At 71.1% G+C, this 14,736-nt stretch carries 9 protein-coding genes; 7 read left to right on the top strand and 2 right to left on the bottom strand.

Annotated features, from left to right (window positions below; all coding sequences use genetic code 11):
• The first annotated feature begins 7 nt into the window (after positions 1 to 7).
• The 4 genes from AB0I12_RS15360 (at position 8) to AB0I12_RS15345 (ending at position 5,623) form a co-directional block, all read left to right on the top strand.
• A complete protein-coding gene (locus AB0I12_RS15360) occupies positions 8 to 655 on the top strand; it encodes a DUF3710 domain-containing protein (RefSeq protein WP_359929501.1) in 648 nt (215 codons plus the stop codon).
• Positions 656 to 674: 19 nt separating this feature from the next.
• A complete protein-coding gene (locus AB0I12_RS15355) occupies positions 675 to 1,064 on the top strand; it encodes an OB-fold nucleic acid binding domain-containing protein (protein ID WP_355690469.1) in 390 nt (129 codons plus the stop codon).
• Positions 1,057 to 1,833: a DUF3159 domain-containing protein gene (locus AB0I12_RS15350; protein WP_359929499.1), complete on the top strand. Its 777-nt coding sequence runs from the start codon at positions 1,057 to 1,059 to the stop codon at positions 1,831 to 1,833. Before AB0I12_RS15355 ends, AB0I12_RS15350 begins: the two co-directional genes overlap by 8 nt.
• Positions 1,834 to 1,993: 160 nt before the next feature.
• Positions 1,994 to 5,623 carry a S8 family serine peptidase gene (locus AB0I12_RS15345; RefSeq protein WP_359929497.1) on the top strand — a complete coding sequence of 1,210 codons (3,630 nt, stop codon included), beginning with the start codon at positions 1,994 to 1,996 and terminating at the stop codon, positions 5,621 to 5,623.
• A 57-nt stretch (positions 5,624 to 5,680) separates the two neighbouring features.
• Here AB0I12_RS15345 and AB0I12_RS15340 read toward each other — a convergent pair whose 3' ends face one another.
• Together AB0I12_RS15340 and AB0I12_RS15335 are read right to left on the bottom strand one after the other, a co-directional pair.
• Positions 5,681 to 6,358: a TrkA family potassium uptake protein gene (locus AB0I12_RS15340; RefSeq protein ID WP_359929496.1), complete on the bottom strand. Its 678-nt coding sequence runs from the start codon at positions 6,356 to 6,358 to the stop codon at positions 5,681 to 5,683.
• A complete protein-coding gene (locus tag AB0I12_RS15335) occupies positions 6,358 to 7,020 on the bottom strand; it encodes a TrkA family potassium uptake protein (protein WP_359929494.1) in 663 nt (220 codons plus the stop codon). The genes AB0I12_RS15340 and AB0I12_RS15335 overlap by 1 nt, the downstream gene beginning before the upstream one ends.
• Before the next feature lie 153 nt (positions 7,021 to 7,173).
• On the opposite strand from AB0I12_RS15335, the gene AB0I12_RS15330 reads away from it, so the two are divergent.
• From AB0I12_RS15330 to AB0I12_RS15320, 3 genes are read left to right on the top strand one after another with little or no spacing between them, the layout of a single operon-like run.
• Positions 7,174 to 9,204, top strand: a complete 2,031-nt coding sequence (locus AB0I12_RS15330) for an APC family permease (RefSeq protein WP_359929492.1) — start codon at positions 7,174 to 7,176, stop codon at positions 9,202 to 9,204.
• A gap of 49 nt (positions 9,205 to 9,253) precedes the next feature.
• The gene (locus AB0I12_RS15325) at positions 9,254 to 10,453 is read left to right on the top strand and encodes a class I SAM-dependent RNA methyltransferase (RefSeq protein ID WP_359929490.1); all 1,200 of its coding nucleotides are present in this window, start codon (positions 9,254 to 9,256) and stop codon (positions 10,451 to 10,453) included.
• A 37-nt stretch (positions 10,454 to 10,490) separates the two neighbouring features.
• Positions 10,491 to 14,735 carry a hypothetical protein gene (locus tag AB0I12_RS15320; protein WP_359929488.1) on the top strand — a complete coding sequence of 1,415 codons (4,245 nt, stop codon included), beginning with the start codon at positions 10,491 to 10,493 and terminating at the stop codon, positions 14,733 to 14,735.
• The last annotated feature ends 1 nt before the right edge of the window (position 14,736 follow it).

Below are 14,736 nucleotides of genomic sequence, written 5' to 3'. Positions count from 1 at the left end.
AACAGCTGTGATCTTCCGCCGCAAGGGCAAGAACGACGAGCCCGAGACGAGCGAGACCCTCGAGGAGGCCGGTGCGGCGGACGTCCGCGCCGAGGGCCCGTACGACTCGAGTGAGGTCGACGCCGCCGAGTTGGAGGCGGAGGACCGGATCGACCTGGGCGCGCTGGTCGTCACCGGCAGGCCCGGTATGGAGCTCGGCCTGCAGGTGGACGAGCAGAGCGGCGTCGTCCAGGCGGTGCTGCTGATGCTCGACGACTCTGCCCTGGAACTGCGCGCGTTCGCGGCGCCGAAGACCACCGGCATCTGGAACGAGGTCCGCCAGGAGATCGCCGCCGAGGCCGCCCGGATGGGTGGTACGGCGACCGAGACCGACGGCCCGTTCGGCACCGAGCTGGTGCTGGTCGTCCCGGTCGAGGACCCGGAGGGACAGGTGTTCAGCCAGACCTCCCGGGTGATCGGTGTGGACGGCCCGCGCTGGCTGCTCCGCGGCACGGTGCTCGGCCGCGCCGCCGTCGAGCCGGACGCCGCCGAGCCGATGGAGGCGACGCTGCGCAACGTCGTCGTGGTCCGCGGGAACGAGCCGATGGCGGTCCGCGAGTCGCTGCCGCTGCAGCTGCCGCCGGGCGCCGAACCGAACGCGCCCGAAGAGGCCTGAGCGGACTACACTCGACGACATGGGTAGCAACAAACCCGCGGGGCTGTGGAAGCGTGCGTTCCGTGGGCTGGCCGGAGACCGTGACCAGCAGGATGCGGAGGTCCTCCAGGACTTCGCGCAGGACTGCGGCGCGCGGTCCATCACCGGCTGCCACGACCGCGAACTGGTCACGCTGTACGGCACGCTGCGCACCATCACGTTCAGCCCGCGCGGCGGCGTACCTGCACTGGAGGGTGAGTTGTACGACGGCACCGGCACGGTCAAGCTGATCTGGCTCGGCCGCCGCAAGATCGGCGGCATCCACGCCGGCTCGGAGCTGATCGCCTCCGGCCGGATCGGCGTCGTCGACGGCGACCGGGTGATGTTCAACCCGCGGTACGAGCTGCGTCCCCAGGCTGCTCATGGCTGAGCCGACGTCCCGCCGGGACCAGGTCGAGGAAGATCTGCAGGAGAAGCTGCTCGAGATCCTGCAGCCCGAGGTCGAGGCGGCCGCCACCCAGGCCGCGCACGAGGAGCAGCCGCCGAAGTCCACCGACAAGGACTTCTTCCACGCGCTCGGCGGCTGGGGCGCGCTGCTCGACATCGGCCTGCCGTGGATCGCGTTCCTGGTCGCGTACGCCGTCACCGATCACAAGCTGCAGCTCTCGCTGATCATCGCGGTCGGACTGGCCGCGGTGCTCGCGGTGGTGCGGCTGATCCGCCGGCAAGCCTTGCGGAACGTGTTCGGCGGCTTCATCGGCGTACTGATCTCGGCCTGGGTCGCGAACCGCACCGGCAACGCCAAGGACTTCTACGTCCCCGGCCTGCTCACCAACCTCGGCTACGGCCTGCTGTACCTGATCACGGTCCTGATCCGCTGGCCCCTGTTCGGCGTCCTGTACGGCGTGATCACCCAGACCGGCACTGCCTGGCGCCGCGATCCTGACCTGCTCAAAGGCTTCTCCCGCGCCACCCTGGTCTTCGTCGGCCTGTTCGCGATCCGCCTGATCGTCCAGGTCCCGCTGTACTTCACCGGCAGCCTGAACGCGCTCGGCATCGCGAAGATCGGCCTGGGGCTGCCCTTCTATGCGCTGGCGATCTGGCTCGCCTACGCCGTCCTTCGCGGTTCCATGCCCGCCGAGAAGTGGGCCGAGGCCCGCGACAGCATCACCCACCTGCTGCGGGGCAACAAGAAGTAGCCGCGGTGTCACAAGGATGACGTGGCGAGAACAGGCCACAGTTATCCGCTGAACGCTCCGCGTCCGGGTGCCTACGATTTCGCGACTTTGTTCGCACGAATCCTGTGAGGCACTCGTGACACCACGCCTTGGCCGTGGGTCCGGGCCGGCAGCTGCCTGTATGGCAGTTGTCGTCCTGGCCGCGACCTTGACCGGCGGCCCCGCCGCCGCTGCCCAACCCGGCACCACCCCTTCAACGCCTTCCAAGATCGCGCCGGCTGCCAAGCCGGTCGCGGGAAGCGTCACCCTGGTCACCGGTGACAAGGTAACGCTGTCCGTCGGAGCAGACGGCAAGCAGAACGTGACCGTCACCGGCCCAGACGGCCGGCTCGCGGACAACGACGTACACGTCGACGGCGGCGACACCTACGTCTATCCGCGCTCGGCCGGCCGCTACCTGGCCGCGAAGCTCCTCGACAACGACCTGTTCAACGTCACCAGGCTGGTGGCGGACGGGTACGGCGACCAGGTGCCGTTGATCGTCACCTACACCGACGCCGCGGCGCGTTCGCGGACCCAGCAGGTGCCGGCCGGTGCCCGCCGCCAGCGCACGCTGGACAGCATCCACGGCGCCGCGGTGGTCACCGACGGAACGGCCGGCTTCTGGCACTCGCTGACCGCGGGCTCCACCGCGCGGTCGCAGACACCGGCGCTGTCCGGCGGCATCGCCAAGGTCTGGCTGGACGGCAAGGTCAAGGCCGACCTGGCCGACAGCACCGCGCAGATCGGCGCGCCCGAGGTGTGGCAGGGCGGCAACACCGGCCAGGGCGTCGACGTCGCGGTCCTGGACACCGGGGTCGATCTGGAGCACCCCGACCTGGACGACCGGATCACCGCGTCGGCCAGCTTCGTCCCCGGCGAGGACGTCACCGACCGGCAGGGGCACGGTACGCACGTCGCCTCGACGATCGCCGGCACCGGCGACGCCTCCGGCGGTGTGGAGCGGGGCGTCGCGCCCGGCGCCCGGCTGCACGTCGGCAAGGTGCTGAACAACGAGGGCGGCGGCCAGGAGTCCTGGATCATCGCGGGCATGGAATGGGCCGCCCGCGACCAGCACGCCAAGGTGATCAGCATGAGCCTGGGCGGCAGTCCCACGGACGGCACCGACCCCATGAGTCAGGCACTGAACACGCTCTCGGTCGAGACCGGGGCCCTCTTCACCGTGGCCGCCGGCAACGCCGGACCCGGGTTCTACACCGTCGGATCGCCGGGGGCCGCGGACGCCGTGCTGACCGTCGGTGCGGTTGACGGCGCCGACGACCTGGCCGACTTCTCCAGTTGGGGACCGCGTCTCGGTGACGGCGGGCTGAAGCCCGAGATCACCGCGCCCGGGGTCGCAATCCTGGCGGCCCGCTCGCAGTACGCCGCCGAAGGCTCCGGGTACTACCAGGAGCTCAGCGGTACGTCGATGGCGACGCCACACGTCGCCGGCGCGGCGGCCCTGCTCGCTGCGCAACACCCGGACTGGTCGGGCCAGCAACTGAAGGACGCTCTGGTGAGCAACGCCAAGCCCACGCCGCAGTACCTGCCGTACAAGGCCGGCAACGGTCGGCTCGACATCGCAGCGACCAGCAAGTCACCGCTCTCCGCGACGGCCTCGGCGTACTCCGGCTATCACACCTGGCCGGTGCCGGCGGGGGAGAAGGTGGTCAAGGAGATCACCTACACGAACGGTGGTGACACCGACGCCACTCTCGAGCTCTCGACCCAGGTCGACGAGGCTCCGGCGGGCCTGTTCACGCTTTCGGCGTCGGCGGTCACCGTGCCGGCGCACGGTACGGCGAGTGTGACGCTCACCGCCGCGGTCGACCTGCTACCGGTCGACAAGCAGCTGTCCGGCCGGCTCGTCGCGGTCGACGCCGCGAATCACCGCCAGCTCGGGACGCTGATCGGGATCGGCGGGGAGGGCGAGCGCCATGTACTCACGCTGAATGCCAAGGACCGGTCCGGGCGGCCGCTGGCCGGTGACGCGATCCTGATCGGGCGCGGCAGCTACGGCCAGTTCACGGTCGGCGAGGAGGGTGTGCAGTTGCGGCTCCCGGCTGGCGACTACACGACCTGGCTGACCGCTGACGTCGAAGGTACACATGGGCCGAGCAGCAAGGGCCTCGCCGTTCTCAGCCTGGTCGACATCCACCTCGACCAGGACCGGACGGCGACGTACGACGCGCGCCAGGCTCGCCAGTTGAAGAGCACGGCCCCCCAGGCCACCACGCTCGGCGAGGTGCGGGTCAACACGTACCGCGACTTCGGCCGGGACTTCTCGGTCGGCTCCTCGCGCTGGCCGGACCCGAGCTACGACAGCGCGTGGGTACTGCCGACGCAGAAGGTGACCGACGGCGCGTTCGTGGCCGGCGCGCGCTGGCGGCTCGAACAGCCCGCGCTCACACTCGGCTCGTACGACGACGTGCGCGTCCGGCGGGCGGCGACGCCGCTGCCGAAGGGCCGCCAGGACCTGGAGGCCGTGTACGCGGGAGACGGGTCCGCTGCCGCGGCGCGCGGCGTGGACCGCCGGGGCAAGGCCGTGGTGGTCCGGCGCAGTGACGCCGTGTCGGTGCAGGACCAGGCTGCGGCAGCGGCCGAGGCCGGGGCGAAGCTGCTCGTGGTGGTGAACGATGGGGTCGGGAAGCTCGACCCGTGGGTGGACTCGATCTGGGCGCCGGCGCCGCCGCCGCTCACGATCGCGACGCTGACCCGGGACGAGGGTGAGCGCCTGATCACCGCACTGCAGCAGGGCCGGCAGCACACACTCACCGCCGACTCCAATCCGGTGACGGCCTACCAGTACGACCTGTCGCACTTCGCCGATCACGTCCCGGCCGACCCGACGTACCGGCCGGGTCCGCGGGATCTCGCCCGCCTCGACGTTGCCTACCGCAACTTCCGCCCGGGCGACGGTGTCGAGAACCGGTACGACGTGTGGAACGGAGACTGGGAATCGAGTATGAACAGCTGGGGGATGCCGGTTGCCGGGACGCGGACCGACTGGGTGACCGCCGGGGTGCAGTACCAGGCCAGTGCCCAGATCCTGCGCGAGATCCAGCAGGTCGAGCCGGGCTGGACGAGTTACCGGGCCGGGAGCCGGACGCCGATCCAGTGGTTCGGGCCGATCCAGCGACCGTGGCTGGCGAAGGGATACTCGCCGGTCCGGAGCGGTGACCAGCTGACCGCTGTGTCGCCCGGCTGGGGCACCGGGCCGGTCATCGGTACCGCGCAGGGCAACTGGGACCTCACCCAGCAGCTCAGCCTGTACCAAGGCGACCAGCTGGTGAAGCAGGAGCAGCGGGACCAGCTGACCGCGACCGGCCTGAGCCCTGACCGGCTGCCGTACCGGCTGGTCGCCGAGAACAGCCGGGGCACCTACCCGAACCCGTTCTCGACCTCGACCCGCACCGAGTGGGGGTTCACCTCGGCTACGTCGGATGAGGCGATCAGTGAGTCGCTGATCCAGCTGCACTACGCCGTCGACGTGGACGCCGACGGCCGGGCGGGCCGTACGGCGGAACTCGGCGTCACGCCACGCTGGTCCGAGACGTCGTCGGCGCTCGGTATCCACAGGCCGACGGTCGACGTGTCGTACGACGACGGCAAGACCTGGCGGCACGCCGAGGTACGTCGTACCGCGGCCAGTTGGAGCATCCGGCTGGACGCGCCTCGGTCCGCGCAGTTCGTGACACTGCGGACGCGGGCCGACGACGGGGCAGGCCGTACCGTCGACCAGGAGATCGTGCGAGCCTTCGGGTTGCGCTGACCTGTGACGGGAGCCGGGCCCTGGTCCGGCTCCCGTTCGGGGGGACTACTTGGGGGGCTACTCCGCCTTGTGGTGGTGGTGCGGGGAGAGCATCGCCTCGAGCTGTTCCTCGGTCTCGTCGGCGGCGACGAAGAGAAGCTCGTCGTTGAGCTCGAGCGTGCCTTCGGGGTCCGGACGCAGCACGCGGCCCTCGCGCAGGATCACGACCAGCGCCGTGTCGAGCGGCCAGTCGACGTCGCCGACCCGCTGACCGATCATCGGGGAGTCCTCGGGCAGGGTGAGCTCGACCAGGTTCGCGTCGCCCTGGCGGAAGGTGAACAGCCGGACCAGGTCGCCGACCGACACGGCCTCCTCGACCAGCGCGGACATGATCCGCGGCGTGGACACCGACACGTCCACGCCCCAGGCCTCGTTGAACATCCACTCGTTGCGCGGGTGGTTGACCCGGGCAACGGTCCGCGGGACGCCGAACTCGGTCTTGGCGAGCAGCGAGACAACGAGGTTGACCTTGTCGTCACCCGTGCTGGCGATCGCCACCTGGCAGCGCTGGAGCGCGGCCTCCTCGAGCGACGACAGTTCACAGGCGTCGGCGAGCAGCCACTCGGCGCGCGGTACGGACTCGGCCTTGATCGCGCGCGGGTCCTTGTCGATCAGCAGCACCTCGTGACCGTTCTCCAGCAGTTCGCCGGCGATCGAACGACCGACGTTGCCGGCGCCGGCGATGGCTACCCGCATCACAGCTCCTCAGGCTTGGTGCCGAGTTGGGACTCGATCGCGGCGGCGTCCCGCTCGAGCAACACCACGTGGACCAGATCACCCTCCTGGATGACCGTGTCGGCCCGGGGCAGGAGTCCCTCGCCGAGCCGGGTCAGGAACGCGACCCGGGCGCCGGTGGCCTTCTCGATGTCGAACGCGGCGCGGCCGATCCAGTCCGCGTGCACGTGGACCTCGGCCAGCCGGACCGTCCCGGACGGGTCCCGCCACTCCGGCTCGGAGCCCTCGGGCAGCAGCCGGCGCATCATCTGGTCGACGGTCCAGCGGACCGTGCCGACCGTGGGGATGCCGAGCCGCTGGTAGACCTCGGCGCGGCCCGGGTCGTAGATGCGGGCCACCACGTTGCCGATCCCGAACGTCTCGCGGGCCACCCGGGCGGCGAGGATGTTCGAGTTGTCACCGTTCGAGACCGCCGCGAACGCCTCGGCGTCCTCGATCCCGGCCTCGATCAGGATCTCCCGGTCGAAACCCATGCCGACGATCGTCCGGCCGGTGAAGTTGGGGCTCAGCCGGCGGAACGCGTCGGCCGACTGGTCGATGATCGCGACCGTGTGGCTCCGCTTCTCCAGGCCGCGCGCGAGCGTCGACCCGACGCGGCCGCAGCCCATGATGACGACGTGCACTGCCTGATCACTCCTCGCCCCTTCAGGGGCCTACTGGCTCGTTCGGCAGGGATAGACGCTACACCGGACCGGGCCCTCGGCTGACATCACGGACCGGCCACCCTCTGCCGCCCTATGACTCTACGGACCGCGACCCCCTCTAACATCACCGGTGTGACTCCCGCTCTAGGCGATATCGGCAAACGGCTGCTGCTCGGTCGCAAACTGCGCAGCACCCAGCTGGGCGAGACCCTGCTGCCGAAGCGCATCGCCCTGCCCGTTTTCGCGAGCGACGCGCTGTCGTCGGTCGCGTACGCGCCCGACGAGATCTTCCTGACCCTGTCGATCGCCGGCCTGGCCGCGCTGACGATCTCCTGGAAGATCTCGCTGGCCGTCGCGGTGGTGCTGGTGGTCGTGGTGCTGTCCTACCGGCAGAACGTGCACGCCTACCCGTCCGGCGGCGGTGACTACGAGGTCGCCAACGTGAACCTCGGGCCGACCGCGGGACTGACGGTCGCGAGCGCCCTGATGGTGGACTACGTCCTGACCGTCGCGGTGTCGATCTCGTCGGCCGCGCAGTACGCCGCCTCGGCGATCCCGGGGCTCGAGGGGCACCAGGCGACCGCGGCCGTGATCGCGGTGCTGTTCCTCACCACGATGAACCTGCGCGGGGTCCGCGAGTCGGGGGCTGCGTTCGCGATCCCGACGTACATCTTCATGTTCACGATTCTCGGGATGGCCGCCTGGGGCTTCGGCCGGCTGCTGTTCGGCACCCTGCCCGACGCCAGCAGTTCGACGCTCGACATCGCCGCCGAGGACCAGTTCGCGCACGGCGCCAGCGGTCTGGCGATGGCGTTCCTGATCCTCCGGGCGTTCTCGTCCGGGTGTGCGGCGCTGACCGGTGTCGAGGCGATCAGCAACGGCGTACCGGCCTTCAAGAAGCCGAAGAGCCGGAACGCGGCGACCACGCTGGCCCTGCTCGGGTCGATCTCGATCGCGATGGTGGTCAGCGTGGTCGCGCTGGCCAACGTGATGAAAGTGCGGTTCGCCGAGGACCCGGCCACCCAGCTGTTGCGCGACGGTGAGCCGGTCGGCGAGGGGTACCACCAGGACCCGGTGATCGGCCAGCTGGCGAAGGGTATCTTCGACCACTTCTCGCCCGGCTTCTACCTGGTCGCCGCCGCCACCGGCGTGATCCTGGTGCTCGCCGCGAACACCGCCTTCAACGGCTTCCCGGTGCTGGGCTCGATCCTCGCCCGCGACGGCTACCTGCCGCGCCAGCTGCACACCCGCGGCGACCGGCTCGCGTTCAGCAACGGCATCATCATCCTGGCGGGTTTCGCGATCGTGCTGATCGTTGCCTTCAACGCCGAGGTCACCCGGCTGATCCAGCTGTACATCGTCGGTGTGTTCGTGTCCTTCACGGTCAGCCAGACCGGCATGGTCCGGCACTGGACCCGGCTGCTGCGCACCGAGGAGGACCCGGTCAAGCGGGCCCGGATGAAGCGGTCCCGGGTGATCAACGCGATCGGCCTGACGCTGACCGGCATCGTGCTGATCATCGTGCTGATCACGAAGTTCCTGCTCGGCGCGTACATCGCGATCATCGCGATGGCGGTGCTGTTCGTGCTGATGAAGGGCATCCACCGGCACTACGACACCGTCCGCAAGCAGATGGCCGCCGAGGGCGACGAGCCGTTGATGCTGCCGTCGCGGGTGCACTCGATCGTCCTGGTCTCCAAGCTGCACAAGCCGACCCTGCGGGCCCTGGCCTTCGCCAAGGCGGCCCGCCCGTACCAGCTCGAGGCAGTCACCGTCGACGTCGACCGGGACGAGGCGGACGCGCTGCAGGCCGAGTGGGAGGCCCGCGGCATCCCGATCCCGCTCAAGCGGCTCGCCTCGCCGTACCGGGAGATCACCCGGCCGATCCTGCAGTACGTGCGCGACATCCGGCGGCAGTCGCCGCGCGACGTGGTGATGGTCTACATCCCGGAGTATGTCGTTGGGCACTGGTGGGAGCACATCCTGCACAACCAGAGCGCACTGCGGCTCAAGGGGCGGCTCTTGTTCACACCTGGTGTCATGGTTACGTCCGTTCCTTATCAGTTGCTCTCGTCGCAGGGGGCCGAGGAGCGGCAGGACCGGGTGGAACGGGTAGCCGGCCAGGTACGGCGCGGGGCCCGAAAGACGTCAGGAGATCGGTGACTGTATTGAATGCCTCGCGGCCGCTCGGCGGGTCATGGGGCGGTAGCTCATGACGGACGAGGACAGTCTGGTCGGGGCGGTAGTCGAGCTGGAGGTAGGGCCAGTCGCGCACGGGGGACACTGCGTCGCCCGGCACGAGGGGCAGGTGGTCTTCGTCCGGCACGCGCTGCCGGGGGAGCTGGTGCACGCCCGGATCACAGAGCAGACGGCGAAGTACCTGCGGGCCGACGCGGTCCAGGTGCTCACGCCGTCCCCACAGCGGATCGAGCCGCCGTGCCCGTATGCCGGGCCGGGGCGCTGCGGCGGCTGCGACTTCCAGCACGCCAACATCGTCGAGCAGCGGCGGCTGAAGGCTACGGTCGTGTCGGACACCCTCCGCCGGATCGGCGGGATCGAGCGGACCATCGTGATGGAGTCCCCGGGCGACGACGGGCTCGGCTGGCGGACCCGGATGCGGTACGCCGTGGTGGACGGCCGGCCTGGCATGTACGCACACCGCTCCCACGACCTGGTGCCCATCGACCGATGCCTGATCGCGCATCCGGGGACCCCGGACGTCCTTGGCTCACGGTGGCCGGGCGTGACGTCTGTGCAGGCCGTGGTGTCGTCGGAGGGCAAGACCGCCGTACAGACCGACAAGGACCCGGGGGAGCGGCTCGTTGAGGTTGTACGCGACCGGCGGTTCCTGGTGGAGGCCGGTGGGTTCTGGCAGGTCCATCCTGCGGCGCCGGAGATGCTGCTGGACGCCGTACTGAGCGGGCTGGAGCCTGTCGCCGGAGAGACCGCGCTGGACCTGTACTCGGGTGCCGGGCTGTTCGCGGCCTTCCTGGCCGAGGCGGGATGCCCGGTGCTCGCGATCGAGGGCGACAAGGACGCCGTACGGAACGCCCGGCGGAACCTGCACGACCTGGACGGCGTGACGCTGGAGAACGGCGACGTCGACCGGGTGCTGAACGCCGCCGCCGGTCAGGGCCTGGAACACGTGGACCTCGTCGTCCTGGACCCGCCGCGCACCGGCGCCGGGAAGGACGTCGTACGGCGGATCGCGGCGCTCGGTCCGCGCCGGGTGGCCTATGTCGCGTGCGATCCCGCGGCGCTGGCCCGGGACCTGAAGACGTTCGGGCGGCTCGGGTACGGGATCGCGTCGCTGCGCGCCTTCGACCTGTTCGGCATGACCCACCACATCGAGTGCGTCGCCATTCTCGAGCCTGTGGACAGTGAAGTGGTCAGTCCGGGAGGGCTCGGGTAGCGTCTGGGCCTGGATTCCACATGCGCTTGGAGACCTGATGCCGCTCGTTGACCTGGACGACCCGGAGGAGTTGCGCGCCCGCTGGACCGCACTCGCCGCGGTCGCCCATGCCACGGGCTTCGACCGCCGGTGGTATGCGGACGCCGACGGGTACCACCATCAGGACGAGACCGCGTCCGTGCTGCGGATGGTGCGGCTCGAGGACGGGCGGGCGGTGCTGTGGGGCTTCCACACGCAGCACAGCCAGACCGCGGGCGAGGACCTGCTGGCCGGATCTCCCGACTGGATCGGGCAGCCCGAGGTGCGGCAGCGGCAGACCGCCGGCGAGCTCGGCTTCGTGTACGGCGCGTTCAACGGGAGCTGGGCGCGCGCGTCGTACCCCGGCGATCCGTGGCAACCGGTCGAGGACGGGTTCGCGCCGATCGGGCAATGGATCACCTCGGACGAGGCCACCGCCGACGTGATGGCCGAGTGGGTCGCGGAGTGGTGCGACTACCTAGGCGGCCTCGACGAGCTCCGCCCGCAGGGCGTGGAGCTGATCCGGGCCGCGGCCGGCCCCGGGATCTCGGCGCCGGCCCTCGCGGCGTACTTCGGCCATTTCGCCATCGACCCGCGGTCCCCGGTGCAGCCCGACCTGCCCGCCGGCGTCGTCGCCGCGGAGGACTTCACCCGCAACGTTGCAGAACCGGCAAGTTTCGCCGCGGACCCTGACACGGCCGAGGTGTCCGTCGTTGAAGATGCCGTGATCGGAGACAACCCGCAGGCCGACGACGAGGAGTCGTACGTCGTCCCGCCCGGCATCAGCCCCTTCACCGGCCAGCCGATCGCCGACCCGCCGCCGCTGTCACCCGGCGAGCCCGACGACACCGGCGGATCTCGGAAGCAGGGCTGGCTGCGGCGCCGGAAGACCGCCGAGGAGCCTGAGTACGAACGGCCCGAGGCTGATCTCGCTGCGCCCGGCACATACCTCCCCGAGAACGTGTCCGGTCCGGGTCTTCCGACACCGGCCTACAACCCGAACCTCCCGTCCTCCGAGCCGCCGCGCGTCGGCGGCGGGATGTACGAAGGCGACGACTTCTACAACAGCCTCTTCGCCGACGCCCCCGCCGCGGCCGCTCCCGCGGACCAGGACTTCGAAACCGCCGAACAACAGTCCTGGTCCGACCAGGACGCAACCAGCGAATACACCCCCTTCCCCGAAGCCGAGCCCCCATGGACCGGCCCCGGCTGGGTCAACGGCCAATGGGTAGAAGCCCCCACGACCGACCCGACCAACACCCCACCCGCGCCACCAGCCCACCCCGACTCCCCCTTCGCGCAGGATGCTCGCGAGGCAGCCCGCCCGGACTCGCCCTTCGCGCGGAATGCCCAGGAGCCTGCCCGTCCCGACTCGCCGTTCGCGCGGGATGCTCGCGAGGTAGCCCGTCCGGACTCGCCGTTCGCGCAGGATGCTCGGGAGGGCGCACACCCCGACCCGCCGTTCGCGCAGGGTGCCCGGGAGCCCGCCCGTCCCGACTCGCCGTTGGCTCGGGACGGCCGGGAAGCCGCGCCATACGCGCGGGACGATCGGGAGGGCGCCGTACCCGAGTTGCCGTTCACGCGGGATGCTCGGGAAGTCGCTCGTTCCGACTCGCCGTTCGCGCCGGGCGCGGCAGGTTCGCCCTTCACCGCCGGCCAGGCACCGGACGCGGCGCCTGCCGGTTCACCGTTCGCCCCGAACGCAGACCTCGAGGACGACGACGCACCCACCGCCGAGATCGAAGCAGTCCTCGACCTCCCCGCAGACGAGTCGGCGGCGGTCGACCGCGCCCACGACACCACCCCGCCCCAAGAGACCGCGGCCCACAACCCCCAGCCACACGAAGCCGCCACCCACACCCCCGCCGGTCCTGCCCACACCCCCGCCGGTCCGACCCACGACCACGCCGGCCCTGCCCGCGACCAGACCGGTCCGACCCACGACCCCGCGGGTCCGCCCCACGCCCCCACTGGCCTTGCCCGCGACCCCGCCGGTCCGGCCCGCGACCACGCTGGGCCGGCCCACGACAACGCTGGCCCTGCCCGCGACCACGCCGGTGCGACCCGCGACCACGCTGGGCTGGCGCACGACCAGGCCGGTCCTGCCGGCGACCACGCTGGGCGGGCGGACGGCACCGCTGACGTTCGCGAGGATGCAGACCGGCCGTACGTCGAGGCGGCGGCCGACGAGGAGGAGTTGGCCTCCTTCACCGGCCCGTCTCCCTTCGCCCCGGTCGCACACACCGACCCCGACCCGACGCCAGACCATTCGGACCTCGCAGACGCGGACGACCAGACCGCCGAGATCCCCGCAATCCTCGACGGCGCGGACCCAAGCTCACCCGCACCAGCCTCCGAGGTGCAGGCGTCAACCACCGCCGTACCGCAGACAGCCCCGCCCGCAGCCGACGTACGGAGGTATGCGCCCGATGCACGGGCCGCCGACGCACGCGCACGTACGCCGCTGGGCGAGGCATCCGAGCCGACTTCTCACGTACCGGCTGAGCCCGCGCCGGCCTCCGACGTACGAGCCTTCGCTCCGACCGGCGAGCTGCCGGGCCGGGGAGCCCGGACTTCCGACGTACCGATGGAGCTCAGCCCGGCTTCCGACGTACAGCCGCACCCGCCGACGGGCGAGCCTGTGCGGACCTCGGACGTACGAGCGTCTGCGCCGACCGACGATGTACCGGGTGAGGCAGCGAGGGCTTCCGGCGTACGGGCGTCGGCCGGTGACGAGCCGGGCGAGGATGCGCAGGCTGGCGGCGTACGGAGGTCTGGGTCTGTCGGTGAGGGGGTCTGGACAGGCGACGTGCGGGCTGATGGTCTGCGGATCGTCGATGTGCCGGGTGACGTGGCGGGGGGTGATGAGCGGTACGAGGAGTTCGACGGCGAGGACGAGGTCTTCGCGCGGGCTCGTGCGGCGGAGGTTGAAGGTCAGGTAGAGCCTCATCCTCAGCCCTGGCCGCAACCACACCCCGAACCGTGGCCCCAGCCCGAACCACACCCCGCTCCTTGGCCACAGCCCACCCCACCCGCGCCAGAACCAGGCCCGGCACCCGAGCCAACCCCCCGGCCGTACCCAGGCCCGACACCCGAGCCCACCCCAGGCCCCGGCCCCCAGCCGTACCCGACCCCGACGCCCGAGCCGATCCCGGGCCCGGAGCCGACGCCCGGCCCGGCTCCCGAGCCGACGCCGATCCCGGACCCGGAGCCCGAACCCGGACCGGAGCCCCTGCCCGAGCCGGAGCCGCAGCCGTTCCCCCAGCCGTACCCAGAGCCCGAGCCGGACCCCATGCCGGAGCCCGAGCCGGAGCCTCAACCCGAGCCAGAACCGCAACCCGAGCCAGAACCGCAACCCGAGCCTGAGCCCTACGTTGCTCGCGGCCAGGCCTCGCAGTCCTGGGCAGGACCGCACGCCGGCCTGGAGCAGAGCCCCGGTCCGGAGGCGCAGTCCTGGGGTGGACCGCACGCCGGCCAGGACTCGATGGCGCAACCGGATGGCGACGGACGGCGCGGTCAGCCCGGGGATTCGCGGTACTGGACCGAGGCCGGCGCGGAGCAATCTGCGGATGCTCGGCGTGCGGGTGGTTGGGACGCGGCGGAGTTGGACGACGACACGCCTACGGGGAGCATGCCCGTCGTCGACGACGACGAGCCGACCGGTGTGATTCCTGCGGTCAGTTTCGATGACGCGCCGGACGATGCCACCACGGATCGCCTGGACGCGGTCGCGATGGTGGTGCCCGGGCTTGGGTTGATCGGGGGTGGCGGGCCGCGGGTGGTGCCTGTGGCCGGTTCGATCGAGGAAGCGATGCGGGCCGAGGTGGAGCGCCCGCGGCCGCGGCCGGAGGAGTCGGAGGCGGTGCAGGCGTTGCACGAGTGGTGCCGGGCGCGGACGGCCATCGTGCCGTCGGGGTTCACGATCCAGGTGCAGGTGCTCGATCCGGGCGCGCCGTCGTACCGGTTCGACCTGGAGCCGCCGGAGGTCGACGACCCGGAGTTCGCGGCGGACAAGCTCAGCGGCCTGCTCGGCGACCTGTGGCTGACGGAGGCGCGCAGCGAGCTGGGCGGGTGGCTGTTCGCGCGGATCGACGCGGCCGGCCGGACGCTGCGGATCGACCGCTGGTACGACCAGGTGCCCGACTGGTGGGACAACCCGGTGGAGGAGCGGCTCGACGTCGACGGGCTGGTCCGCCGGTTGTACGACCGCGGTCCCGAGTGGCAGCCGTCGTACCTGGAGAAGCTGTACACCAGCGCGAGATAGC

It is taken from the genome of Kribbella sp. NPDC050459, assembly GCF_040655315.1.
GTDB lineage: Bacteria > Actinomycetota > Actinomycetes > Propionibacteriales > Kribbellaceae > Kribbella.
This window is presented reverse-complemented; position numbering and strand designations above follow the sequence as displayed.

What these genes read in the sequence shown, in the direction of transcription:
- AB0I12_RS15325 (WP_359929490.1), top strand. Translation starts at nt 9,254, where the DNA reads ATGACGGACGAGGACAGTCTGGTCGGGGCGGTAGTCGAGCTGGAGGTA.
- AB0I12_RS15320 (WP_359929488.1), top strand. Translation starts at nt 10,491, where the DNA reads ATGCCGCTCGTTGACCTGGACGACCCGGAGGAGTTGCGCGCCCGCTGG.
- AB0I12_RS15350 (WP_359929499.1), top strand. Translation starts at nt 1,057, where the DNA reads ATGGCTGAGCCGACGTCCCGCCGGGACCAGGTCGAGGAAGATCTGCAG.
- AB0I12_RS15345 (WP_359929497.1), top strand. Translation starts at nt 1,994, where the DNA reads ATGGCAGTTGTCGTCCTGGCCGCGACCTTGACCGGCGGCCCCGCCGCC.
- AB0I12_RS15340 (WP_359929496.1), bottom strand. Translation starts at nt 6,358, where the DNA reads ATGCGGGTAGCCATCGCCGGCGCCGGCAACGTCGGTCGTTCGATCGCC.
- AB0I12_RS15355 (WP_355690469.1), top strand. Translation starts at nt 675, where the DNA reads ATGGGTAGCAACAAACCCGCGGGGCTGTGGAAGCGTGCGTTCCGTGGG.